Annotated in this window: 26 protein-coding genes; 18 read left to right on the top strand and 8 right to left on the bottom strand. The window is 63.0% G+C overall.

Annotation, left to right across the window (positions count from 1 at the left end):
* Positions 1 to 124 precede the first annotated feature (124 nt).
* From HGP13_RS27645 to HGP13_RS27630, 4 genes are all read left to right on the top strand, one after another.
* On the top strand, positions 125 to 889 hold the full coding sequence (locus HGP13_RS27645) for a TlyA family RNA methyltransferase (protein WP_172231406.1): 765 nt from the start codon (positions 125 to 127) through the stop codon (positions 887 to 889).
* Positions 886 to 2121 (top strand): class I SAM-dependent RNA methyltransferase, encoded by a 1236-nt coding sequence (locus HGP13_RS27640; RefSeq protein WP_172231403.1) that lies wholly within the window; start codon positions 886 to 888, stop codon positions 2119 to 2121. The genes HGP13_RS27645 and HGP13_RS27640 overlap by 4 nt, the downstream gene beginning before the upstream one ends.
* A 197-nt stretch (positions 2122 to 2318) precedes the next feature.
* Positions 2319 to 4670, top strand: coding sequence for a caspase domain-containing protein (locus HGP13_RS27635; protein ID WP_348648949.1), 2352 nt, complete (start codon positions 2319 to 2321; stop codon positions 4668 to 4670).
* Between the two features lie 237 nt (positions 4671 to 4907).
* Entirely contained in the window at positions 4908 to 5183 is a 276-nt protein-coding gene (locus HGP13_RS27630) for a hypothetical protein (RefSeq protein ID WP_172231397.1), read from the top strand.
* 308 nt (positions 5184 to 5491) lie between these two features.
* On the opposite strand, the gene tldD is transcribed toward HGP13_RS27630, so the two are convergent.
* The 3 genes from tldD to HGP13_RS27615 all read right to left on the bottom strand — a co-directional run bounded on the left by tldD (position 5492) and on the right by HGP13_RS27615 (position 8125).
* Positions 5492 to 6904 (bottom strand): metalloprotease TldD, encoded by a 1413-nt coding sequence (gene tldD, locus HGP13_RS27625; RefSeq protein ID WP_172231394.1) that lies wholly within the window; start codon positions 6902 to 6904, stop codon positions 5492 to 5494.
* Positions 6905 to 7020: 116 nt separating this feature from the next.
* Positions 7021 to 7488 (bottom strand): YbjN domain-containing protein, encoded by a 468-nt coding sequence (locus HGP13_RS27620; protein ID WP_172231391.1) that lies wholly within the window; start codon positions 7486 to 7488, stop codon positions 7021 to 7023.
* Between the two features lie 76 nt (positions 7489 to 7564).
* Positions 7565 to 8125, bottom strand: coding sequence for an invasion associated locus B family protein (locus HGP13_RS27615; protein ID WP_172231388.1), 561 nt, complete (start codon positions 8123 to 8125; stop codon positions 7565 to 7567).
* A gap of 259 nt (positions 8126 to 8384) precedes the next feature.
* Between HGP13_RS27615 and coxB the strand changes: the two genes are divergently transcribed.
* The 13 genes from coxB to HGP13_RS27555 all read left to right on the top strand — a co-directional run bounded on the left by coxB (position 8385) and on the right by HGP13_RS27555 (position 18414).
* On the top strand, positions 8385 to 9401 hold the full coding sequence (gene coxB / locus HGP13_RS27610; protein ID WP_172231385.1) for a cytochrome c oxidase subunit II: 1017 nt from the start codon (positions 8385 to 8387) through the stop codon (positions 9399 to 9401).
* 38 nt (positions 9402 to 9439) lie between these two features.
* Entirely contained in the window at positions 9440 to 11092 is a 1653-nt protein-coding gene (ctaD, locus tag HGP13_RS27605) for a cytochrome c oxidase subunit I (RefSeq protein ID WP_172231382.1), read from the top strand.
* A gap of 74 nt (positions 11093 to 11166) precedes the next feature.
* A complete protein-coding gene (locus HGP13_RS27600; RefSeq protein WP_172231379.1) occupies positions 11167 to 12111 on the top strand; it encodes a heme o synthase in 945 nt (314 codons plus the stop codon).
* A gap of 2 nt (positions 12112 to 12113) precedes the next feature.
* Complete coding sequence (locus HGP13_RS27595; RefSeq protein ID WP_172219753.1) at positions 12114 to 12272, top strand: hypothetical protein; 159 nt, start codon at positions 12114 to 12116, stop codon at positions 12270 to 12272.
* Positions 12272 to 12904, top strand: a complete 633-nt coding sequence (locus HGP13_RS27590; RefSeq protein WP_172231376.1) for a cytochrome c oxidase assembly protein — start codon at positions 12272 to 12274, stop codon at positions 12902 to 12904. The genes HGP13_RS27595 and HGP13_RS27590 overlap by 1 nt, the downstream gene beginning before the upstream one ends.
* Position 12905: 1 nt before the next feature.
* Positions 12906 to 13787, top strand: a complete 882-nt coding sequence (locus HGP13_RS27585; protein ID WP_172231373.1) for a cytochrome c oxidase subunit 3 — start codon at positions 12906 to 12908, stop codon at positions 13785 to 13787.
* Between the two features lie 249 nt (positions 13788 to 14036).
* Positions 14037 to 14423 carry a DUF983 domain-containing protein gene (locus tag HGP13_RS27580; RefSeq protein WP_172231370.1) on the top strand — a complete coding sequence of 129 codons (387 nt, stop codon included), beginning with the start codon at positions 14037 to 14039 and terminating at the stop codon, positions 14421 to 14423.
* Positions 14420 to 15175 carry an SURF1 family protein gene (locus HGP13_RS27575; RefSeq protein ID WP_172231367.1) on the top strand — a complete coding sequence of 252 codons (756 nt, stop codon included), beginning with the start codon at positions 14420 to 14422 and terminating at the stop codon, positions 15173 to 15175. Before HGP13_RS27580 ends, HGP13_RS27575 begins: the two co-directional genes overlap by 4 nt.
* A gap of 98 nt (positions 15176 to 15273) precedes the next feature.
* On the top strand, positions 15274 to 16284 hold the full coding sequence (gene ispH / locus HGP13_RS27570; RefSeq protein ID WP_172231364.1) for a 4-hydroxy-3-methylbut-2-enyl diphosphate reductase: 1011 nt from the start codon (positions 15274 to 15276) through the stop codon (positions 16282 to 16284).
* Positions 16285 to 16289: 5 nt separating this feature from the next.
* Entirely contained in the window at positions 16290 to 17252 is a 963-nt protein-coding gene (locus tag HGP13_RS27565) for a homoserine kinase (protein WP_172231361.1), read from the top strand.
* A gap of 11 nt (positions 17253 to 17263) precedes the next feature.
* Positions 17264 to 17797, top strand: coding sequence for a ribonuclease HI (gene rnhA, locus HGP13_RS27560; protein WP_172231358.1), 534 nt, complete (start codon positions 17264 to 17266; stop codon positions 17795 to 17797).
* A 40-nt stretch (positions 17798 to 17837) separates the two neighbouring features.
* Positions 17838 to 18080, top strand: coding sequence for a histidine phosphatase family protein (locus HGP13_RS38620; protein ID WP_281410978.1), 243 nt, complete (start codon positions 17838 to 17840; stop codon positions 18078 to 18080).
* Positions 18070 to 18414: a histidine phosphatase family protein gene (locus HGP13_RS27555; protein WP_281410977.1), complete on the top strand. Its 345-nt coding sequence runs from the start codon at positions 18070 to 18072 to the stop codon at positions 18412 to 18414. The genes HGP13_RS38620 and HGP13_RS27555 overlap by 11 nt, the downstream gene beginning before the upstream one ends.
* A 3-nt stretch (positions 18415 to 18417) precedes the next feature.
* On the opposite strand, the gene HGP13_RS27550 is transcribed toward HGP13_RS27555, so the two are convergent.
* From HGP13_RS27550 to HGP13_RS27540, 3 genes are all read right to left on the bottom strand, one after another.
* Positions 18418 to 18894, bottom strand: coding sequence for a DUF2938 domain-containing protein (locus tag HGP13_RS27550; protein WP_172231355.1), 477 nt, complete (start codon positions 18892 to 18894; stop codon positions 18418 to 18420).
* Between the two features lie 94 nt (positions 18895 to 18988).
* Entirely contained in the window at positions 18989 to 19471 is a 483-nt protein-coding gene (locus tag HGP13_RS27545; RefSeq protein ID WP_172231352.1) for a peroxiredoxin, read from the bottom strand.
* A gap of 83 nt (positions 19472 to 19554) precedes the next feature.
* Complete coding sequence (locus tag HGP13_RS27540) at positions 19555 to 20361, bottom strand: protein-disulfide reductase DsbD domain-containing protein (protein WP_172234870.1); 807 nt, start codon at positions 20359 to 20361, stop codon at positions 19555 to 19557.
* A gap of 171 nt (positions 20362 to 20532) precedes the next feature.
* Here HGP13_RS27540 and HGP13_RS27535 point away from each other — a divergent pair, with 171 nt between their 5' ends.
* Positions 20533 to 21141 carry a YqgE/AlgH family protein gene (locus HGP13_RS27535; protein ID WP_027046619.1) on the top strand — a complete coding sequence of 203 codons (609 nt, stop codon included), beginning with the start codon at positions 20533 to 20535 and terminating at the stop codon, positions 21139 to 21141.
* Between the two features lie 158 nt (positions 21142 to 21299).
* Here the strand turns inward: HGP13_RS27535 and HGP13_RS27530 are convergent, their stop codons facing one another.
* The gene (locus tag HGP13_RS27530) at positions 21300 to 24188 is read right to left on the bottom strand and encodes an EAL domain-containing protein (protein WP_172231349.1); all 2889 of its coding nucleotides are present in this window, start codon (positions 24186 to 24188) and stop codon (positions 21300 to 21302) included.
* Between the two features lie 3 nt (positions 24189 to 24191).
* Complete coding sequence (locus HGP13_RS27525) at positions 24192 to 24788, bottom strand: GNAT family protein (RefSeq protein ID WP_172231346.1); 597 nt, start codon at positions 24786 to 24788, stop codon at positions 24192 to 24194.
* Positions 24789 to 24800 lie beyond the last annotated feature (12 nt).

The following is a 24800-nucleotide window of genomic DNA, read 5'->3' as shown; positions in this document are numbered from 1 at the left end:
GATACCATTTTGCCGGACCTGGTACCGCGCACGCAAGCCGCTACGCGGCTCGATGCGTTAGCCGCTTTTTTCTGGTTGCGCCCAATGTCCTTGCCTTCGCTGCCGGCTTTCGCCATGAAGGCCGATGAACTCGCCTTTGCCAGCCAGCACCCGCCAGCGGCTCGACGACCTGCTCGTCCAGCGCGGGCTGTTTGCCAGCCGCTCGCGTGCCCGCGACGCCGTCGAGCGTGGCACGGTGACGGTTGATGGCGTCATGGCCCGCAAACCCGGTCAGAACGTTTCGCCGCAATGCCTTGTTACAATCGATGATCGGGCGCAGGGCTATGTTTCGCGCGCGGCGCTGAAGCTGATCGGCGGGCTCGACCATTTCAGCCTCGATCCGGCCGGCCGCGAAGCGCTCGACATCGGCGCCTCGACCGGCGGGTTCACCCAGGTGCTGCTCGAACGCGGTGCGTCCCATGTTACGGCAATCGATGTCGGACACGGCCAGATGCATGCCGATGTCGGCAAGGACCCGCGCGTGACGGTCGTCGAGGGCTTGAACGCCCGCGATCTCACTGCCGCGGATCTTGCCGGCCGTGTTCCGGATTTCATCGTTTCCGATGTCAGCTTCATTTCGCTGAAACTGGCGTTGCCGCCGGCGCTTGCCATTGCGAAGCCTGGTGCCGCCGCGATCTTGCTGGTGAAGCCGCAATTCGAGGCGGGTCGCGAGGCGATCGGCAAGGGCGGTCTGCTGAAAGACCCCTTCGACGCCGCCCGTGTCGCCGGCCTGCTGCAGGATTGGCTTGATGCCGTTCCCGGCTGGCGCTCGCTCGGCCTGCATCTGTCGCCGATCGAAGGCGGCGACGGCAATCGCGAATTCCTGCTCGGTGGGATCAAGGATCGATGAGTACGCGCTTCACCATTAAAAAGCTGGGCGCCCAGGGCGATGGCATTGCCGAGACCGAAAGCGGCGATCTGTTCATCCCCTTCACGCTGCCGGGCGAGACCGTCACCGCCGCGCGCGAAAGGGACCGCGCCGCGTTGATGGCCGTGCTGGAGGCCTCGCCGCTGCGCATCGAACCCGCCTGCCGCCATTTTACCGAATGCGGCGGCTGCGCCCTGCAACACTTCGAGGCCGAGGCCTATCGCCAGTGGAAGCGCGAGAAGGTGGTGCACGCCCTGAAGGGCTTCGATTGCGAGATCGATGCGCTGATCGCCTGCGCACCGCACACGCGCCGCCGTGTCGTGCTCGCCGCCCGGCGCAGCGATACGGGCATGCTGCTCGGCTTCAATCGCCATCTGTCGCCGGAAATCATTTCCATATCCGAATGCCCGATCTCGCTGCCCGAGATCGTCGCCGCACTCGACCGGTTGCGGGCGCTCGCCGACTTGATATGCGCCACCACCAAATCGTTCCGGATGGCGGTCACGGTGACCGGTTCCGGCCTCGACGTCGCGGTGCATGAATCCGGCAAGCTCGGCGAACATCAACGCCGCATCGCCTCCAATTTTGTCCTTGCGCAGGGATTTGCCAGGCTGTCCATCGACGACGAGATCGTCATCGAACCGAGGAAGCCTGTGGTGATGTTCGGCAGCGTCGCGGTCGCCGTGCCGCCGGGTGCCTTCCTGCAGGCGACCGAGGCCGCCGAACAGACCATGGCCGAGATCGTCGCCGGCCATCTGAAGCGCGCCAAGAAGGTCGCCGATCTCTTCGCCGGCTGCGGCAGCTTTGCCTTGCGGCTGGCCGCGAAGTCGGAAGTGCACGCTGTGGAAGGCGATGCGGCGGCACTTTCGGCGCTGGACAAGGGGTCACGCTTCGCAACCGGCCTGAAGCGAGTGACGGGCGAACGCCGCGACCTGTTCCGCCGGCCGCTGACGTTCAAGGAGTTGAACGCCTTTGACGGACTAGTCTTCGATCCGCCGCGCGCCGGTGCCGAGGACCAGTCGAAGCAGATCGCCCGCTCGGATGTTCCGTTCGTTGCCGCAGTGTCCTGCAATCCGGTGACGCTGGCTCGCGACCTGCGCATCCTCATCGATGGCGGGTACACATTGAAAAGCGTGACGCCGATCGACCAGTTCCTGTGGTCGCCCCATGTCGAAGCCGTCGCTCTGCTGGAAAAGCCCAGGAAACGCCGATAGGCGGATCTCGGTTCGACTGCTGCGCGGACAGAAAGCGATCACTTTTCCTTGAAATAGCCGGTTAGGCTATACTCGATCCCAACCTGCCGAGATCGCGCCGCAAAGCCGCCTCTTTGCGTCCGTCTAGTCCAGATCGCTGGAGGAGGGGAAGGGTCCCGACAGCGTCGGCTCTTTACCCATGGTGGCCTGAAATGCGGATGCTCCAGAAATTCCTCAGTTTATTCGTCCTCTTGCTCGTCGTCGCCGCCTCCGCGACGGGCGCGCTCGCGCAACAGCAAAAACGCCTCGCTTTCGTCATTGGCAACGCTGCCTATCCGTCCGGCGCGCTGGTGACACCCGCCAACGACGCCGGACTGATCGCGCAGACCTTGCAGGCTGCTGGTTTTGATGTGGTCGGCGCCCGTGATGTGGATCAGGAGTCGCTGCGCGGCGCGCTGCGCGACTTCCTCGGCAAGGTCTCCGCTGCCGGACCCGACGCGGTCGTCTTCGTCTACCTCGCCGGCCAAGGTGTGCAGTTCGAAGGCGAGAACTACTTCCTGCCGGTCGATGCCCAGATCACCAATCCAGCCGACGTCCCGCTCCAGGCGATGCGGCTCTCCGACCTCACCAAGTCGCTGGCTGGACTGCCGACGAAGGTCAACATCGTCGTGCTCGACGCGGCGCGACCGAATGCATTCCCGCAAACGAACCAGCCGCTGGCGGGCGGTCTCGCGCTGGTCGATCCCGACCCGAACATGCTGATCGCCTTCAACGCCGCGCCGGGAACCGTCGCGCCGGAAGGCAAGGGACCGTACGGCGCCTATGCCCAGGCGCTGGCCGAGATGATGCGCGACGGCGGCCTGTCGCTCGACGATGTGTTCGACCGCACGCGCCTGCGCGTCAACGAAGTGACGCAAGGGGCCGAAGTGCCTTGGAACACCTCGAAGATCAGCGCGCCCTTCGTGTTCTTCGATCGTGCCCCGGACGCGCCCGCGCCGAAAGTTTCGGAGGCCGAATCCCAAGCCAACCGGACCAGGGAAATCCGCGACTTCGATGCCCACGACGCTTATGTAGCGGCGCTCGATCGCGACACGCTGCGCGGTTATGAGGATTTCGTCGGCGCCTATCCGCACGATCCGATGGCCAAGCGCGTGCGCGCCATCATCGCTGCGCGGCGCGAGGCGATCACTTGGCGCGAAACCTGGCTGCGGGACACGCCGGAAGCCTACTGGTCATATCTCCGGCGCTACCCGCATGGCCCGCATGCCTGGGATGCCCGTCGCCGGCTTGAGCATTTCGATGCGGCCCTGGAGCCCCCGGAGGATTTCACCGTTTACGCCTATGACGTGCCGCCGCCGCCGGAGGAGGAAATCGTCTACGTCGACCGTCCCGTACTCTATTTCGACGACCCCGATTTCGATTTCGATCCGCCGCCGCCCGTGACGGTGATTTTCCTGCCGCCGCGGCCGCGCGACTTCATCGAACTGCCGCCACCGCCGCCGCCAGTCGGAATCTTCCTTCTGCCGACGCCGGTCTTTGTGCCCGTGCCGGCGTGGGTCAACCCGCCGCATGACATCTTCCCACCGCCGGACAATGTCATCTTCAACAACATCCACAACACCACGATCATCAACAACACGACGATCAACGAGAACAACAACCAGGGCGGCGGCCTCACCACGGGCCAGAAGCTGACCGCCGGCGCCGTGGGCCTGGGTGCAGCCGCGCTGGCGGCCAAGGTGGCGCTGCCGGCTTTCCTACATAAAAAGGAAACCGTGCTGTCCAAGCAGAACGCCGGCGGCCTGCCGCTGAAGCCCCGGCAGGATGGCCAGCAGCCCGGAGGTGCCACGCCGCTGTCGAAGACATTGCCTGCCGACAAGCTGACAGGTCATGCCTTGCCCGGCGCCGACGGTAAGACGCTGCCGCTCGTCAATGGCAAGCCGGTGCTGAATGGACAGAACCTGCCCAACAACCCGAACCTGCCCAACAACAAGTCCAGGAAGCTGTTAAACAAACAGGGCACCGCAGGTGGAAACGCCGTGACCGGCAACCCGGTGGTGAATGGGCAAAACGGGGCCAATGGCCAAGGCAATGGGCAGGGCCAGAACGGTACCGGCAAAACTGGCAAGAAGCTCCGCAAGATCCCTGGCGCCAACGGTGCGCCTGCGGCGAACAACGCATCGGTGCTCAACGGCCAGAATTCAGGCCAGAATCCGCCCAATGGCAAGTTCAAGAAGCTTCACAATCAGGGCGGTGGCCAGACGAACGGCCAGGCCAATGGGCAACGCAGTGGGGCTCAGGGCAATGGTAACGGTCCCAAATTCCACAAGCCACCTGCCAACGGAAACGGTGGCGATAATGTCCAGCAGAAATTCAAGGTCAATAATGGCAATCAGCAGTTGAAGGTGCTGGGTCAGCCCAAGCCGCAGAGGCAGGAGTTCCACGCCCAGCCGAAGCAACAGATCCAGCAGGTGCACCGGCAGCCGCAAGCGCAGCCAAGGCCGCCGCAGCCGCCGGCCGTCAAGAAGCCGTCTTGCGGGCACCCCAATGAGCCCGCTTGCAAGAAGTAGCACATGTCGCCTGGGTGGCCTGGCTTCGGTCGGGGCATGCGCAGGACTTGAAACGCATCGCCGGTGGCGTTGTGTGAGGTGAGGCGGCTGTGCAGAGCCGGGGGCAAAACATGGCCGGCCCGCTGCGGCGACCCGCGATCAGATCACAACTGCGTGGTTGACCACAGCTGAGATTGCGCGGCGCCCCGGCTCGCTGATACCCAGTCAGTGCCGGGGGGCCTCAAGGGAGTAACCATAATGAGGATTGCAAGCGTTCTGACGTCTATCGCCGTGGCCGGATTCATTGCGACGGGAGCCGCCGCGGCTGCGACGGCAACAGCAGCCACGACGACCACTGCGCCGGCCGCCACCACGGTCGCCCCCGTGAAGAAGGCGCCGGCGACCGCCATGACGCCGGAGAAAACCGCGATTTCCAAGCAATGTTCAGCCCTTGCCGATGCCAAGAAGCTGCACGGCAAGGCGCGCGCGAAATTCCGGGCCGATTGCAAGAAGAACGGCGGCAAACCCACTTGATCGACCGCCGTCGCGGCCGAGGTTCGCTGCCAGCCTGCCCCAGCGGGGAGGCTGGTGGCAATTTCGGGAAAATATGAGCCTGGTTGCCTTTGAAGCCGCACCCATGATCTGTCGCCGGCGCATATTGTAGAAATCCTGCACCTTGGCGGGGTCGCGGGCAAAACCTTCGGGCGTCGCAACGTCTTCAAGGTTGAATTTCGCCCAGACACCATCGGGGTCGCGGAATGACGATCTTGGATCTGGACATGGTCGCTTGCCCCCCGGAAACATCATTTGGGAGGCGACGCTACCGGAACGATCCCAAGGCATCAAACCCGTGTGCCGCCGACCGTCATCTGGTTCATCCTCAGATGCGGCTGGCCGACGCCGACCGGCACGCCCTGTCCGGCCTTGCCGCACATGCCGATGCCGTTGTCGAGCTTCATGTCGTTGCCGACCATCGAGACGCGGTGCATGGCATCCGGCCCATTGCCGATCAGCATCGCGCCCTTGATCGGCTGCGTCACCTTGCCGTTCTCGATCATGTAGGCCTCGGTGCAGCCGAATACGAATTTGCCCGACGTGATGTCGACCTGGCCGCCGCCGAAGGAGACGGCGTAGATGCCGTTCTTGACCGAAGCGATGATCTCGTCCGGCTCCATGTCGCCTGAAGTCATGTAGGTGTTGGTCATGCGCGGCATGGGCTGGTGCGCGTAACCTTCGCGCCGGCCGTTGCCGGTGGCTTTCATGCCCATCAGCCGGGCATTCTGCCGGTCCTGCATGTAGCCGACCAGTTTGCCGTCCTCGATCAGCACGTTGCGGGCCGATGGCGTGCCTTCATCGTCGACGGTGAGCGAGCCGCGCCGCTCGGGGATGGTGCCGTCGTCGACGACGGTGACGCCCTTGGCGGCGACCTGCTGGCCCAGCAGGCCGGCGAAGGCCGAGGTCTTCTTGCGATTGAAATCGCCTTCCAGCCCGTGCCCGACGGCTTCGTGCAGCATCACACCTGGCCAGCCGCTTGACAGCACGATGTCGAAGGTGCCTGCCGGTGCCGGAATGGCTTCGAGGTTGACCAGCGCCTGCCGCAGCGCCTCCTTGGCGGCGTGCTTCCAGCTGTCCTCGATCAGGAACTCGCCAAACGCCTTTCGTCCCCCCATGCCATAGGAGCCGCTTTCCTGGCGGTCGCCATCGCCGACCACGACCGAGACGTTGATGCGGACAAGCGGCCTGATATCGCGCACCATCTGGCCGTCGGCGCGCACGATCTCGACATGCTGCCAGGAGGCGGCGAGCGAGGCCGTCACCTGGCGTACGTGCGGATCCTCGGCGCGCAGCCAGGCGTCGATTTCCTGCAGCAGCTTTGCCTTGGCCTCGAAGGAGGGCGAGGGGATCGGGTTCTCGTCGCCGTAGAGATGGCGGTTGGTGCGGGCGGGCGCGGCGGCAAGCGTACCGGAATAGCCGCCCTTGACGGTCGAGACGGCAGCGGCCGCGCGCAGCAGCGAGGCCTCGGACAGGTCGCTCGAATGGGCGTAGCCGCTGGCTTCACCCGCGACCGCACGCAGGCCAAAACCCTGGTCGGTGTTGAAATTGGCGGTCTTCAGCCGGCCATTGTCGAACATCAGCGCCTCGCTCTCGCTGTATTCAAGAAACAGTTCGCCGTCGTCGGCGCCGTTGATGGTGTCGGCGACGATCTGCTTGATGCGATCGTCTGAAATGTCGAATTGGCCGATCAGGCTGTTCATGGCGCATCCGTTCGTGGAGGAGAGCTGGTTTCCCACGATGTAGGCGCGAAGCCGCGCCGAGACAATCGCCCCGACGCGATGTCAGGGCAAATGCGCACGCCGACACGCCGCTGGCGTCACTTTTGGTTGATGAAGTCCTTGATGTTGGTGGTCATCGAATCCCAGTTCGAGAAATCTTCTTCAAGGTTAGCCTTGGTGATGCCGCCGATGAAGCTGATATCCATCTTGAAGTTGGATCCGTCGCCGGAAAACGCCTTGACCCAGCGAAATTTCTTGTTCCACTCATTGGCTTGTTCAGCTGTGAAGGCGTCGGTGTAGCCCGAGGAAAACTGGATCGATTTGCACTTCTCATGGTTTTCGCAGCCATAGAAGTAGATGACATATTTCATTCCTTCGAGCCGGCCGGAGACCATGGGGTCGCCACCGTCATCCTTGTCCAGCTTGGCCGAGCCGTAACCTTTCGCAATGTCGAGAATTGCGGCCGGATCCGGCGCGGTGATGATTTCGGCGTCTTCTGCCCACGCAACGGAAACCGCGCCGGTCAAAATCAGACCGGCGGATAAAAGCAACGAAAACGAGCGCATGATGATCCCCACCGCCAAAACCCCGCATCCCCAGGAATTCTGCGTCAGAACCGGTTATTTCGCAAGCGTCCTGCTCTCAGGGTAGGGCGGCAAAGCCGTCGGCAAAACCCTTGAGGTCGACAGGGATGCCGATGCCCTCTTCTGGCGTCTGGAAGACGATGAACGTCGCCGATGTTCCGGTCTTCAGCGTGTCGAGCAGCGGCTTTTCGAGGATGACCTCGGCGTAGCAGCCATCCTGGAAGCAGCGCACGAAATAGGCGCGGCCGATGTCCTTGCCGTCAACATTGAGGCCGAGCCCGTTCGGCAAAAGCACGCCGAGCGGCGCCAGCACGCGCAGGATCTCGGCCTTGTTGTCGGCGGTGCGCAGCACGACGACCGACAGTCCCATCTCCGGACGATCCTCGGCGACGACATTCTGCATCATCACGCATTGTTCGGCGGTTGCACCCGCCGGCGTGTCGCAGATGATCGACCATGCGCCATGCGTCGAGCGCACCGTGCCGCTCGGCTGGGCGGCATTGGCCTGACCGGTGACGAACAGACCGGCCGCGGACAAGACGGCGAGAAACACGGCCTTCGCCAGTGCTCTCGAAAGCTCCTGTCTCGTATGCCTCAGTCCCGAAAGCCAAGAGTTCATGACGGCTCCATTGCGAATCACGGCACTTTAAGCCGCGCCAATGCCAAGTAAAGGACGAGACCGCGGTCGAACTGTCCCGAAACAGGCGATGCCGCGCTTTTCCCTGCCAAATTCGCCTGAATTACGACGCTTCGCACACCCCGCCGGGCTGAGGCGGGCGGCTCGCCGAGCACACGCGATTCCCGGCCCTGGCCGCTGCCCCGGAAGGGCCATGCCAGCTTGCGCGCAAAAATGCCGCACAGTTTCCTCCGCTCCTTTCTTGCGGAGGGAAAAAGAGTATGGTTTGAACCACCTTGAGACTGTCGGGATTCCCGTCCCGGCATTGTTCGTTATTCTCGTTGGCACAGCCGCGAGGAACTGGGAGACGAAGAGGGCGATGAGAAATTTCCTAGCAGACGCCAGGTTTCTAGCCAGTGCCAAGTTTCTGGGTGCTTGTGCTGCCACCGCGTTTTTCGCCGGCACGTCCGCCCATGCCGATCAGCCCGTGGCTTGGGAGACGACCTTCCAGGCGCCGGCGACCGACATGATGCGGCAGATCGAGTGGTTCGGAAACTACACGATGTGGTTCATCGTCCCGATCACCATTCTGGTGCTGCTTCTCCTCGCCTACTGCATCGTGAAATTCCGCGCGAGCGCAAACCCGGTTCCCTCCAAGACCAGCCACAACACGCTGATAGAGGTGATCTGGACCGTCGGCCCGGTCGTGGTCCTGCTCTGCCTCGCCATTCCCTCGTTCCAGCTCCTGACCGCGCAGTACACCCCACCGGAAGAAGCCAAGCTGACCGTCAAGGCGACCGGCAACCAGTGGAACTGGGACTACGAATACCAGACCGACAACACGCTCTCCTTCAATTCGGCCATCCTCCAGGATGGCGATCGCGCCAAGGCCGGCAAGGAGGATCGCAAGGTCTATCCGCGCCTGCTCGCCGTCGACAACGAGTTGGTGGTGCCGGTCAACACGATGACGCGCGTGCTCGTCACCGCGACCGACGTAATCCATTCCTTTGCCATGCCGTCTTTCGGCATCAAGATCGACGCTGTACCCGGGCGCACCAACGAAACCTGGTTCAAGGCGGAGAAGGAAGGCCTCTATTATGGTCAATGCTCGCAGCTTTGCGGCAAGGACCATGCCTTCATGCCGATCGCCATTCGTGTCGTCTCCGACGCGCAGTTCAAGACCTGGCTGGCCGCGGCCAAGACCGATCTGCCCGGCGCCAACAAGACGCTGATGGCCGAGGTCGATGGCCAGAACAAGGTAGCGGCCGCCGGCAATTGATGCCGCGGGTTAGCAAGATTTAGGGAACGGAGCGGAACATGGCAGACGCTGCAGCTCACGACGGGCACGACCACAAGCCTTATCACGGTTGGGTGCGCTGGGTTTATTCGACCAACCACAAGGACATCGGCACGCTCTACCTGATCTTCGCGATCATGGCCGGCATCATCGGCGGTGCGCTGTCGGTTGCCATCCGCATGGAGCTGCAGGAGCCCGGCATCCAGATCTTCAGCGGTCTGGCGCAGATGGTCTACGGCATGAACGGTGACGCCGCGGTCGACGGCGGCAAGAGCATGTACAATGCCTTCGCCACCGCGCATGCGCTGATCATGATCTTCTTCATGGTCATGCCGGCGCTGATCGGCGGCTTCGCCAACTGGATGGTGCCGATCATGATCGGTGCGCCCGACATGGCGTTCCCGCGCATGAACAACATCTCCTTCTGGCTGCTGCCGCCGGCCTTCATCCTGCTGCTCACCTCGATGTTCATGCCGAGCGCCCCCGGTGCCTATGGCGTTGGTGGCGGCTGGACGCTTTATCCGCCGCTGTCGACCTCGGGTCAGCCCGGGCCCGCCATGGATCTGGCGATCCTGTCGATCCACATTGCCGGTGCCTCGTCGATCCTCGGCGCCATCAACTTCATCACCACCATCTTCAACATGCGCGCACCGGGCATGACGCTGCACAAGATGCCGCTGTTCGCCTGGTCGGTGCTGGTCACCGCCTTCCTGCTGCTGTTGTCGTTGCCGGTTCTGGCCGGCGGCATCACCATGCTGCTCACCGATCGCAATTTCGGCACCACCTTCTTCGCCCCCGATGGTGGCGGCGATCCGATCCTGTTCCAGCACCTGTTCTGGTTTTTCGGTCACCCGGAAGTCTACATCCTGATCCTGCCGGGCTTCGGCATCATCAGCCACGTCATCTCGACCTTCTCGAAGAAGCCGGTGTTCGGCTATCTCGGCATGGCCTACGCCATGGTCGCGATCGGCGCCGTCGGCTTCATCGTGTGGGCTCACCACATGTACACGACCGGCCTGTCGCTCGACACGCAGCGCTACTTCGTCTTCGCCACCATGGTCATCGCGGTGCCGACGGGCGTGAAGATCTTCTCCTGGATCGCGACGATGTGGGGCGGGTCGATCTCGTTCAAGACGCCGATGTTGTGGGCGCTGGGATTCATCTTCCTGTTCACCATCGGTGGCGTTACCGGCGTCCAACTGGCCAATGCCGGCCTCGACCGCTCGCTGCATGACACCTATTTCGTCATCGCCCACTTCCACTACGTGCTGTCGCTGGGCGCGGTGTTCGCCATCTTCGCCGGCTGGTACTACTGGTTCCCGAAGATGACCGGCTACATGTACTCGCCCGTCATCGCCAACACCCACTTCTGGGTCACCTTCGTCGGCGTCAACCTGATCTTCTTCCCGCAGCACTTCCTCGGCCTTGCCGGCATGCCGCGCCGTACCATCGACTATCCGGACGCGTTTGCCGGCTGGAACTATGTGTCGTCGATCGGCTCCTATATCTCGGCCGTCGGTGTGGCGATCTTCCTCTACGGCGTGTTCGAAGCCTTCCAGAAGAAGCGGATCGCCGGTGCCAATCCATGGGGTGAGGGCGCCACCACGCTCGAATGGCAGCTGCCCTCGCCGCCGCCGTTCCACCAGTGGGAGCAGCTGCCGAAGATCAAGTAAGGCGGCTCCCGCTCGAATACGAAACCGCCGGCCCGCCGGCGGTTTTGGCCAACGGAATGATGGACTGAGTACGCATGGCCCTAGTCAACGAAACCAGCATTGACGAAGCGGGCTTCCGCATGTCGGAAGCGACGGCGGGCGATTTCTTCGCCCTGCTGAAGCCGCGCGTCATGTCGCTGGTGGTGTTCACGGCCTTTGTCGGGCTGGTCGCCGCACCCGTGACCATCAACCCGCTGCTGGCGGTGATCGCCATCCTGGCTATTGCCATCGGTGCTGGCGCTTCGGGCGCGCTCAACATGTGGTACGACGCCGACATCGACGCGGTGATGACCAGGACGGCCAGTCGTCCGGTGCCGTCCGGCCGTATCCAGCCGCACGAGGCGCTGACTTTCGGCCTGGTGCTCTCGGTACTGTCGGTGATGACGCTCGGCGTTCTGGTCAACTGGCTGTCGGCGAGCCTGCTGGCCTTCACCATCTTCTTCTATGCCGTCGTCTACACGATGTGGCTGAAGCGCTGGACGCCGCAGAACATCGTCATTGGCGGTGCTGCCGGCGCCATTCCGCCGGTCATAGGCTGGGCCGCGGTGACCGGGTCGGTCAGCCTCGAAAGCATCATCCTGTTCTTGATCATCTTCCTGTGGACGCCGCCGCATTTCTGGGCGCTGGCGCTGTTCAAGTCCGAGGATTATGGGCGCGCCGGCATACCGATGATGCCCAATGTCGCCGGTGAGGCGTCGACCCGCCGTCAGATCTTCGCCTATGCGCTGGTGCTGGCCCCGGTCGGCGTGCTGCCGTGGCTGCTCGGTTACACCACGCCGATCTATGGCGTGGCTGCCGCGCTGCTGGGCGTTGGCTTTGTCTGGTATGCGTGGAAAGTGCTCGGCATGGCCGACGACGACCGCGCCATGAAGCCGGCCAAAGCGCTGTTTGCCTATTCCTTGCTTTATCTCTTCGCCATCTTCGCTGCCTACCTGGCCGACAGCGTCGTCGAACGCGCGCTTGCCATGGGTGGGGTATGACCATGGTTGAGGAAAAGCTCGAAACGGTCACCTTGACCGACCGCCAGAAGAAGGCCCAGCGCAGCCGTTCGGTTGCCATTGGCGTGGCGCTTGCGGTGCTGGTCGTCATTTTCTACATCGCAACGATCGTCAAGTTCGGCCACAATCTGGGCACGATGTGATGAGCGTCGAGGTGTCCAAAAAGCCGGCCGGCAGAAACAGCAACGCCATCGTCGCGGCGGTCTGCCTTGCCTTCTTCACCGGCATGATCGGCATGGCCTATGCCGCCGTGCCGCTCTACAAGATGTTCTGCCAGGCGACAGGCTATGGCGGCAAGACGCAGCGTGCCGAGAAGCAGTATGCCGGCCGCGTGCTTGATCGTGAGATCACAGTGCGCTTCGATGCCAATATTGCCGGCGTGCCGTGGGAGTTCCAGCCGGTCCAGCGTTCGATGACCATGAAGATCGGCGAGACCGTGCAGGCGCATTATCAGGCGACCAACAAGTTCGATCGCCCCGTCACCGGCCGCGCCACCTTCAACGTGCAGCCGGAACTGGCTGGCCCGTATTTCAACAAGGTCGAGTGCTTCTGCTTCACCGATACGTCGCTGAAGCCCGGCGAGGCGCTGGACATGCCGGTCCTGTTCTACGTCGATCCCGATATCGTCAATGTGCCGGAACTGAAGGACGTGAAGACGATCACCCTGTCCTACACGATGTTCCCGGTCGAGAAGACCAAACCGGTCGCCTCCTCGGAACCGGTCCAGGGCAGCAGCAAGACAATTTCCAATACCGAAGCAAATCTCGGGGGTTGATATGGCAGACGCGCACGCAAAACCACAGCATGACTATCATCTCGTCGACCCGAGTCCGTGGCCTTTCCTGGGCTCGATAGGGGCGCTTGTCATGGCCTTTGGCGGTGTCGCCTTGATGGAGTACCTGAAGGGCGGCACCTTCCCGATCTTCGGCGTCAACATCGCCAATCCGTGGCTGTTCTTCATCGGCGTCGTGATCGTCCTCTACACCATGTTCGCCTGGTGGTCGGACACGATCAAGGAAGCGCATGAGGGCCATCACACGCGGGTCGTGTCGCTGCATCTGCGCTACGGCATGATCATGTTCATCGCCTCGGAAGTGATGTTCTTCGTCGCCTGGTTCTGGGCCTATTTCGACGCCAGCCTTTTTTCCGGCGAGGTCCAGAACTACGCGCGCCACACATTTACCGGTGGTGTCTGGCCGCCGAAGGGCATGGAAGTTCTCGATCCCTTCCATTTGCCGCTCTACAACACCATCATCCTGCTGCTGTCCGGCACCACGGTCACCTGGGCGCACCATTCGCTCATCCATGGCGATCGCAAGGGCCTGATCAACGGCCTGGTGCTGACGGTCGGCCTCGGCATGCTGTTCACCATGGTGCAGGCCTACGAGTACATGCACGCTCCGTTCGGCTTCAAGGATTCCATCTACGGCGCCACCTTCTTCATGGCGACCGGCTTCCACGGTTTCCACGTCATCATCGGCACCATCTTCCTGCTGGTCTGCCTGATCCGGGCGATGAAGGGCGACTTCACCCCCAAGCAGCATTTCGGCTTCGAAGCGGCCGCCTGGTACTGGCACTTCGTCGACGTGGTCTGGCTGTTCCTGTTCGCCTCGATCTATGTCTGGGGATCGGTCGGCGCGGTGATCGAAGGTCACTGATACCGGTCTGCTGATAGCGATCCGGGGAATTCGAGAAGGCGGCCACGGCGATGTGGCCGCCTTCTTCTTTTCGGCGCGATGATAGCCGATAGATGGGGTCCTTGGCCGGCCTGGGGGGTTTCTGCTGGTGGTCGGCTGCTTCAATTGGTCGACTGGACCGAGGCCGGCATTGCGGATACGGATCACGGCAAGGACGAAATCTGGGCAATGGTGGCCGACGGCACACCGATCGAGATCGAGCGGTAAGCAATGAGCGACGACAAGGCGATCTGGCCTCCGATCGATCCGATTTCGGCCGGCCTGCATGGCCGCTGTCCGCGCTGCGGCGAGGGGCGGCTGTTTTCCGGCTTCCTCACCGTCGGCAAACGGTGCGTCAATTGCGGCCTCGACTATTCCTTTGCCGATGCCGGCGACGGGCCGGCGGTCTTCGTCATCCTGATTATCGGCTTCATCATTGTCGGCCTGGCGCTCTGGGTGGAAGTGACGCTGAGCCCGCCGCTCTGGCTGCATCTGTTGATATGGATTCCACTGGCCCTGGTGCTGTGCCTGACGGCGTTGCGGTTGATCAAGGGTGTGCTGCTCACGCTGCAATATGCCAACAAGGCGGCGGAAGGCCGGCTGGATCGCGGCGAATGAGCGAGGCGTCCATCAAAGAAAGCGGTCGTTCGCGGCCACGATCGGCGTTGCTGCTTGGCCTTGGCCTGGCGCTGCTTTTGATCCTGCTGGCGCTCGGCACCTGGCAGGTCCAGCGCCTGCACTGGAAGGAAGGTCTCCTGCAGACCATCGACCAGCGTACCCGCTCGGCGCCACGCCCACTGGCCGAGGTCGAGAAGGAATTCGCCTCGACGGGGGACGTCGACTACACGCCGGTCACGGTCTCCGGCACGTTCCTCCATTCAGGCGAACGCCATTTCTACGCGACCTGGGAGGGTGATGCCGGCTTCAACGTCTATACGCCGCTTGCCCTCGACGATGGCCGCTTCGTGCTGATCAATCGTGGTTTCATACCTTATGATCTGAAGGATCCCGCCAAGCGGGCCAAAGGGCAGGTCACAGGCAAGGTGACCATCACTGGGCTTGCCCGCAATCCGCTGCCGGCCAAGCCGTCGATGATGCTTCCCGACAATGACGTGGCCAAGAACATCTTCTACTGGAAGGACCGCGACGTCATGGCGGCCAGTGCCGGCCTGCCTGCCGGGTTCACGCTGGTGCCGATCTTCATCGACGCCGACAAGACGCCGAATCCCGGCGGTCTGCCGGTCGGAGGCGTCACCATAATCGACCTGCCGAACAGCCATCTGCAATATGCCGTCACCTGGTATGGGCTTGCCGCGGCACTCGCCGCCGTGCTCATCCTGCGGCTTCGCCGTCCCGCGAAAGAAGAATGAACGCGCGCGCCTTTCTACCGACACCCTTGACAGGGCCCGCTCTTGACAGAACAGGGGTAGGCGCCTCATTTCGGCGCTGACGAACCGGCCAGGATTTAATGCTTCAGACAACCACCAAGCCTCCGCTGACGATCCGGCTCTGCCAGCCACGCGGTTTCTGCGCTGGCGTCGACCGTGCCATCCAGATCGTCGTGCTGGCGCTGAAGAAATATGGCGCGCCGGTTTATGTCCGTCACGAGATCGTCCACAACCGCTACGTCGTCGAGGGGCTGCAAAGCCTTGGCGCCGTCTTCATCGAGGAGCTTTCCGAAATCCCGGCCGAACACCGGCAGTCGCCGGTCGTCTTCTCGGCGCATGGCGTGCCGAAATCGGTGCCGGCGGATGCCCAGGCGCGTAACCTGTTCTATCTCGACGCCACCTGCCCGCTGGTCTCCAAGGTCCACAAGCAGGCGATGCGCCATCAGCGGCTTGGCCGCCATGTGCTGTTGATCGGCCATGCCGGCCACCCCGAGGTGATCGGCACGATGGGGCAATTGCCGGAGGGCGCGGTCACGCTGATCGAGACCGAGGCTGATGCCGCCAGGCTTGAACCTGCCGATCCAAAGGCGCTGGGATTTGTCACCCAGACCACGCTGTCAGTCGAGGACACCGCCGGCATCATCCGCGCGCTGCAGGACCGCTTTCCCGCCCTCCAGGCGCCGGCGGCGGAATCGATCTGCTACGCCACCACCAACCGCCAGGAAGCGGTCAAGGACACCGCCCCGGGCGCTGACCTCTATCTGATCGTCGGCGCTCCCAATTCCTCCAATTCGCGCCGCCTTGTCGAAGTGGCGGAGCGTGCCGGCGCCACCATGTCGCTTCTCGTGCAGCGCGCCGCCGAGATTCCGTGGAATGACATCGGCAACATTTCGACGCTCGGCCTGTCGGCAGGGGCATCGGCGCCGGAGATTATCGTCGACGAGATCATCGACGCGTTTCGCCAGCGCTTCGATGTCACCATCGACCTGGCCATCACGGCCACCGAAACAGAGGATTTTCCGGTCATGCGGGTACTGCGCGATGTCGAACTGACGCCGGCCGACATGGCCTTCGTCAATGGGGCCGCGTAAGCCAGATGGCGGTCTATACCGACGTTGCGGAGGGCGAACTCGGCGCTTTCCTGAAGCACTACCCGGTCGGCGAGCTGCTGTCCTACAAGGGCATCGCCGAGGGCACCGAGAATTCGAATTTTTTGCTGCACACTTCGACCGGCTCCTACATCCTGACGCTCTACGAGAAGCGGGTCGAGAAGGCGGATCTGCCGTTCTTCCTCGGGCTTATGGGCCATCTCGCCAACAAGGGCGTGTCCTGTCCGCTGCCGGTCACCGCGTATGACGGCAGCGTCATAGGCACGCTGGCTGGCCGGCCGGCGGTCATCATCACCTTCCTCGAAGGGCTTTCGCTGCGGCGGCCGACGGCAACGCATTGCGCCGAGGTCGGCAAGGCCCTGGCTGCCCTGCACCTGGCCGGTGCCGATTTTTCGATGACCCGTCCCAACGCGCTCGCCATCGACGGCTGGCGCAAGCTCTGGGACGCAGCCCGCGCCCGGGCCGACGAGGTCGAGCCTGGACTGGCGGCCGAGGTCGACGCCGACTTCGCCGATTTCGAGCGCAACTGGCCGAAAACCCTTCCCGAGGGTATCATCCATGCCGATCTCTTCCCGGACAACGTCTTCTTCCTGGGCGAGAAGCTCTCCGGCCTGATCGACTTCTATTTCGCCTGCGATGACCTCTACGCCTATGATGTCGCCACCTGCCTCAACGCCTGGTGCTTCGAGAAGGATTTTTCCTTCAATCTCACCAAGGGCAAGGCCCTGCTTGAGGGCTATCAAAGCGTGCGTCCCTTGAGTGCAGAGGAAAAGGCGGCGTTGCCGATGCTGGCGCGCGGTTCGGCGTTGCGCTTCATGCTGACCCGGCTCTACGACTGGCTGACCGTTCCTGATGGCGGCCTGGTGATGAAACGCGACCCGACCGAATACATCAGGCGGATGCGGTTCCATCGGTCAATCAAATCTGCTTCGGAATATGGATTGGCCTGATATGGGGCATCATGAGCAAACAGGTTGAAATCTTCACCGACGGCGCCTGTTCGGGCAATCCAGGCCCTGGCGGCTGGGGTGCCATCTTGCGGTTCAACGGCACCACCAAGGAGCTTTCCGGCGGTGAGGCCGAGACGACCAACAACCGCATGGAGTTGCTGGCGGCGATCTCGGCACTGAATGCGCTGAAGGAACCGTGCACAGTCGAGCTTCATACCGACAGCAAATATGTCATGGACGGCATTTCCAAATGGATCCATGGCTGGAAAAAGAACGGCTGGAAGACCGCCGACAAGAAGCCGGTCAAGAACGGCGAGCTCTGGCAGGCGCTTGACGAAGCCAACCGGCGCCACAAGGTCACCTGGAACTGGGTCAAGGGCCATGCCGGCCACGCTGAGAACGAGCGCGCCGACGAATTGGCCCGGGAAGGCATGGCGCCGTTCAAGAGAGGCTCTTTCAAGCCAGCAGTGTCGGCGCCAAAGCCGGATGTTCAGGCAGAGCAGCCGGCGGCCACGAAGGCGCGTCGTTCGACTCAGAGCTATTGATTTCCGGCAGCCGGTCCGCTCCCAGGCAGGAACCTCGATCATGCCGATCCTCTACTACGTCACGCATCCCCAGGTGCAGATCGATGCCGCCGTTCCCGTGCCGGAATGGGGGCTGTCCGACATTGGACGGGTGAGAGCCGTTGCCATGCTCGATCGGCCATGGCTCGGTTCAATCCGGCGTATCGTGTCGTCGGCGGAGCGCAAGGCAATAGAAACGGCCGAAATCCTGGCGAGGCATCTCCACCTTGCGGTCGAGGTGAGGGAGCGGATGCATGAGAAATGATCGGTCGGCGACGGGCTTCCTGCCGCCGCCCGAGTTCGAAGCGGTCGCCGACCAGTTCTTCGCCAATCCGCACAAAAGCATTCGCGGCTGGGAGCGGGCTATCGATGCCCAGCAACGTATTGCGAGCGAGGTCGACGCTGCGCTTGGGACCGATGACGACGGCGACATTGCTTTCATCGGCCACGGCGGCGTGGAACGCTGTTGCTGCTGTCTCTCAGTGGGCGGGAAATCAGCCGCGAAGCGGATCAGCCAGCAGGTGGCGGCAATTATTTTGCTTACGATATCGGCGCGCCACGTCATCCATGGATGGCGGCCGATCGACAGGCAGCCCTAACCCTCAGCGGATCAGCAGCGCCGTGCCCCAGAGCCCGAGCGCGAACACTGCGTGCGAGACCAGGTTGAGCGCCCGGATCTGCATCGGATTGGGCCGCTTCGATGCTGCCCATCCGGCACCCATGCCGGGCGCCAGTAGGAACCAGCCGGCGCCGACGGTGACGATGCCGAGGATGAAGGCCGGCAGGAAGGTCGGCGCGGCAAGCCAGCTCGCGCCAACCACCACGACCAGGATGATGCCGTAGACGATGCCGACGAAATAGTGAAACGCCCAGCCCAGCGCCACTTCATGCGCATAAGGCTCTGCCTCGCCGATATCGTTGTGAAAGACCTTGTCGGTGAAATGCCAGACCCAGCGGCCGACCGGTCCCCAGTTCGGCCGTGGCTGGCCAAACGCCTTGTGCAGGACGAGGGCCCAGAGATCCATCAGAACGGTAGCGCCGATGCCGATCGCGACAGCGCGCCACAAGATGTCAAACATCGCTGAAGTCCGCTGAGAGCCGGCAGTTCTGGAGTGCAAGCGATTATCGGGCGAGGCTGGTCGTTGCGGCCTCGCCCGACGCGACCGCTGAAGTTTAGAGCTGCCCGAGAATATGGGCCGCGCCGGACTCGTCGACGCCGGGCTTGGTCTCGACATTGAGCGCGGTGAGCTTACCGTCGTCGATGATCATCGAAAACCGCTTCGAGCGCATGCCCATGCCGCCGCCGGAATAATCGGCGTCGAGGCCGACCGCCTTGGCGAAATCGCCATTGCCGTCGGCGAGGAACAGGATCTTGCCTTCACCGCCGGTGAAGCGCGCCCAGGCGCCCATGACATGGACGTCGTTGACCGAGACGACGGCGATGGTGTCGACGCCGCGCGCCAGGATGGCGTCATGGTTTTCGAGATAGCCGGGCAGATGGTTGTTGCTGCAGGTCGGCGTGAAGGCGCCGGGAACGCCAAACAGAACCACCTTCTTGCCCGGGAAAATCTCGGCCGATGTGATCGCCTTGGCCCCGTCGGCGGTCATTGTCTTGAAGGTCGCTTCGGGCAGCTTGTCGCCAACGGAAATGGTCATGAGTTCCTCGCTTGGGGAATGGGAAGGATGCCTGCTTGCGTAGCGAACTCGGCGGCTTCCTGCAATCGTCTGGGCAAACTGGATCAAGGGAAAGGCAGAAGCCCTTCGACTGCGCCCGCCGAACTGGTCAGTGTGTAGTGAAGCCCGCCATCCGTTGGCGTCGTCGAGGGGCGGTCGAGGATCGGCACGGTGAAGATCAGCTTGCCGTCCTTCTCACTGCGGGCAGGGGTGCCGAACATATAGTCCCGCTCGCCGGCAACGAAGAAATCCGCCGCTTCGGGGTCACCGGGAAAGCTCGCCTCGACAACCAGCGTTTCGTGATCGCCCGGCAGCACGTTGATGCCGAAATCGGGCTTTGCCGGCGCCGGCAACGCCGTGAAACTCGCCTTCACCAGGGCTGCGTCGTCGGCATTGTCAGGATCGGAAGTGGGGTCGACGGTCAGCCGTGTCTGCACCGGGATGCAGATCGTTTCACAGATGCCGAGAAAGATATCGGCATCGATGACAGCCGGCTGGTTCGGCGTCGCCAGCGTGAATGTCACAGGCAGCGAGATCGGATAGTTGTAGCCGGCCCATTTGCCATAACCATCGTCGTGGCGTTGGGGTGCCGGAAACGAGAGTTGGGCATCGGCGATGTTGGTGCTGGCCGAAATGTCGAGCTGCGGCGGCACGCCGGCGTCGCCCGGATCGCGCCAATAGGTCTTCCAGCCTGGCTTGAGCGCGATGTCGAGAGCGCCCTGGATGCGGCCGGCCTCGTCGGGTTTGCCTGATGTCACCAGCCGCACCTTGCCGCCTTCGCTGTTGTACCAGGCGGACGAGGAGGCGGACGCGGGAAGGACGGCCGCCGATCCGATGGCGGCGCCGAGTAGCAGGATTTTCAAGCTTTGCATGGCGGTGATTTGATCGTCCATTCGTGGCTTCGCAATGATTTCATCGCCCTCCCGGTATCATATTTGCGTGACCCCTGCTGGCAAGCCACGGCGGCCTGGCCTCATGGGCTTTGGTCGAATCCGGGGCGGCGCATCTTTTCGGCGCCCGGGAAACACGTTACCTTCCCTGCCATGGATTTGTTGCGCCACAAGAAGACAGCCGCTGGACGCGGCTTTCTCGACGATCAGTTCCTGATTGCCATGCCCGGCATGAAGGATGATCGTTTCACGCGCTCGGTCATCTACATCTGCGCGCACTCAGATGAAGGCGCGATGGGCCTGATCATCAACCAGACACAGCAGATGCTGTTTCCGGACCTGCTGGTGCAACTCGGCATCATGAACGAGCAGGAGGCGATCCGCTTGCCGGCGCAGGCACGCGATTTCGTCGTTCGCAATGGCGGCCCTGTCGATCGCAGCCGGGGCTTCGTCCTGCATTCGGGCGACTACCGCGTGGAATCGTCGCTGACCGTTTCCGACGACATCTGCCTGACCGCGACGGTCGACATTTTGCGCGCCATATCGTCGGGCCGCGGCCCACGCCACGCGCTGATGGCGCTCGGCTATTCAGGCTGGGGTGCGGGCCAACTGGAAACCGAGATCGCCGAGAATGGCTGGCTGACCTGCCCGGCCAGCCCCGAGCTTCTGTTCGACGCCGACATCGAACGCAAATACGATCGCATCCTCGCCTCGATCGGTATCGACCTCGCCCATCTCAGCCTGGCTGCCGGCCACGCCTGACTCATCAAGCCGACGCAGAGGCCGTTTCGAAACTCGCTCATGCGAGTTCTATGATGGTGATTTCGAGAACCGGAGCGGAGCGTACTTTTGGTACGTGAGCACCGGAAGCGCAGAAAGCGCCATCAGATGGCCGCAGGGGTAGAGTTTCGAAACGGCCTCTAAGCCTGCGTCAGCGGATACTGCTCCTTCAGCGTCTTCAGCACCTGGTCGCCCGGCATCGGTGCGCCGAACATGAAGCTCTGAACATATTCGCAGCCCATCTGGCGCAGCTCCAGCGCGTCACGCTCGTCCGAAATACCCTCGGCCACCACCGATAGGCCGAGCTCATGCGCCATGTTGACCATGGATTTGAGCAGTACGGCGCGTTTGGGCGTGCTGTCGTCGACAAAACTCTTGTCGATCTTGATCGTGTCGAACGGGAAACGCGTCAGATAGGCGAGCGACGAATAGCCGGTGCCGAAATCGTCCAGCGACAGGCCGATGCCGAGCTGCTTCAGCTTGGTCAACACATGGGCGGTCTGTTCCGGATTGTCCATCACCAGGGACTCGGTGAGTTCGAGCCGGAAACAGCGCGGTTTCAGATTGGCCCTTGCGATGACGGAGCGGACATCGCTGACCAGGTCGCGGCGGATGAGCTGGCGGCTGGACAAATTGACCGAGACCGACAGCGGCGCATCGCCGATCTGCTTTTGCCATCCGGCCAGATCCTCAGCCGCCTGCTGCATGGCAAACAGCCCAAGCTGCACGATCAGCCCGCAGCTTTCGGCGACCGGGATGAAATCGGCCGGCGGGATCATGCCGCGGCGCGGATGGTCCCAACGCAGCAAGGCTTCGAAGCCGGCAACGCTGCCGTCTTCCAGACGCACGATCGGCTGGTAGGCAAGGGTGAATTCGCGCCGCTCGATGGCGCGCCGCAGGTCGGATTCGAACTGCAGCCGATCGGTGCCGACGGTGCGGAAGGCCGGGCGGAACGGCTCGATCCTGTCGCCGCCGAAACGCTTGGCCTGATGCATGGCAAGTTCGGCGTCCTTGACCATGTCCTCGGCCGAGGTCTGCGCCGAAGTCCAGGTGATCAGGCCGATCGAGGCGGTCAGCACGATCTCGCGCTTGGCAAAGGTGATCGGGTTGTTGATTGCATGCTTGATGGCATCCGCCACACCGGCGATGCGGGCAGGGTCCTGTTCGGACAAAAGCATCAGCGCGAACTGGTCGCCGGCGAAACGTGACAGCGAGTCCTTCGGCTTGAGCAACCGGTGCAGGCGGCGCGCGATTGTCAGCAGGATGGTGTCGCCGGCTGAGATGCCGAGCCCGTCATTAACCTGCTTGAAGCGGTCGATGTCGATGACGAAGACGGTCGGGCGCACCTTCTCCTCGGTGCGGGCGATCGAAATGATCGCTTCCAGCCGGTTCATGTACAATTCGCGGTTCGGCAATCCGGTCAGATTGTCGTGCACGGCGTCGTGCAGCAGCCGCTCCTCGGATTTCTTCTGCTCGGTGACGTCGACCATGGTGCCGACGCAGCGGATGACCTCGCCGTCCGATCCGATGACTGGTCGCGCGCGCAAGTTGAACCAGTGATAATGCCCGTCGGCGCCGCGCAGGCGGAAATTCTGCGACACCCGGCCGCGGCGATGCTCCAGCACCACGTCGAGTGTCGTGCGGAACGTGTCGCGATCATCGGCATGCAGCACCGGCAGCCAGTTGCGCGCCGCACCGCCAAGGCTGTTGGGAGCGAGGCCGAGCTGGATGCTGACATCGGGCTTGGTGACGACGCGGTCGCGCAGCACGTCCCAGTCCCACACCGTGTCGCCCGATCCGGCAACCGCCAGCGCCTGGCGTTCGAGGTCGGAGAACAGTCCCTGGTGCAGCGCACCACCGGCAAAGGCGTGCTGCATGACGGTGAAGCCGATCAACAGGATGATCAGGATCAGCCCGCCGCCGAGCGCCGGCTGGGCGATGTCGTTGTCGAGCATGCCGGTGATTGCCATCCACGACCCGCACAGCCACAACAGCACCATGACCCAACTGGGCACCAGCATGATCGCACGATCATAACCACGAATCCCGAGGAAGATGATCAGGCCGAGCCCGGTCAGCGCGGTGGCGGCAAAGGAGATGCGGGCAATGCCGGCGGCGACCGCCGGATCGACGATGGCGACGCCTGCAATCAGCACCAGCCCGAGGATCCAGACCAGGGCGCCGTAGCTGAAATGGCCGTGCCATCGGTTGAGGTTGAGATAGGCGAACAGGAAGACCACGAAGGTCGCTGCCAGCGCCACCTCCGTTCCCGCCCGCCACATCTGCTCATTGCCGGGCGAAATCTCGATGACCTTGTTGAGGAAGCCGAAATCGACGCAGATATAGGCAAGCACCGCCCAGGCAAGTGCCGCGGTCGCCGGGAACATCGAGGTCCCCTTGACGACGAAAAGGATGGTCAGGAACAGCGCCAGAAGGCCGGCGATACCGATGACGATGCCGCGAAACAGCGTGTAGGAATTGACCGAGTCCTTGTAGGCTTCCGGCTCCCACAGATACACCTGCGGCAGCTTGGGCGAGGCGAGCTCGGCGATGAAGGTGATCACCGTTCCCGGGTTCAGCGTCACCCGGAACACATCGGCGTCGGGGCTGGTCTGACGGTCGAGCGCAAAACCCTCGCTGGGCGTGATCGCGGCAATGCGGGTGGCGCCGAGATCGGGCCAGAAGATACCGGAATTGACCAGTCGGAAATGCGGCGCCACGATCAGCCTGTCGAGCTGCTGGTCGGTGGTGTTGGCCAACGCGAACACCGCCCAGTCGCCGGTCGAGCGCGCGTCATTGGCCTCGACCTCGATGCGCCGCACGATGCCGTCCGGTCCGGGCGCGGTCGACACCTGGAAGTTTTCGCCCTGGTTGCGGTAGATTTCGAAGGCGCGCGACAGGTCGAGCGCGACGTCGTCGCGGGCAATCTTGATCGGTTCGACGGCAAAGGCCGACGAAGCCGCGCACAGCGTCAGGATTGCCGCGAGGACAAAGGCGAACAACGGCCCGTTTCGCAGGAAATTCGTCAAAAATCAGTCCTTCGTTCCTGCGGCCAGCGGATCGTCCGCGATCCGGGCGTAGAGGTAGTGGTCCTGCCAGATGCCGTTGATCCTGAGATAGGATCTTAACAGTCCTTCGCGCCGGAATCCGGCTTTTTCAAGCACGCGGATCGACCTGATATTGTCGGGAATACAGGCCGCTTCGATCCGGTGCAACCTCAGCGTATCGAAGGCGAAGCGCGCCACGACCTTGACCGCGTCGGTCATCAGCCCGCGGCCGCCGAAGCGCTCGCCGATCCAGTAGCCGACATGACCGCTTTGCGAGACACCGTGGCGTATGTTGCCGAGCGTTATGCCGCCGGCCAGCTTGCCGCTCGACTTTTCGAAGATGAAGAAGGCAATCGCCGTCCCTTGCGCATAGTCTTCGCGGTAGCGGCTGATGCGCAGGCGCCATGCCGTGCGGTCGAGTTCGTCGGGCGTCCAGCGCGGTTCCCACGGCTCCAGGAAGGCCCGGCTTTCGCCGCGCAGCGCCGACCATTCCCGGAAGTCATTGGTGAATGGCACGCGCAACGTGACGAGGTCGCCCTTCAGCGCCGGCAGGTCACGGCGAAAGAAAGGGAGCGCGAACACGACGCTTGGGGG

Origin of the sequence: Mesorhizobium sp. NZP2077 (genome assembly GCF_013170805.1) — a bacterium.
Lineage (GTDB): Bacteria > Pseudomonadota > Alphaproteobacteria > Rhizobiales > Rhizobiaceae > Mesorhizobium.
Note: the sequence above shows the minus strand (reverse complement) of the source record. Positions and strands in the feature narration are given on the sequence as shown.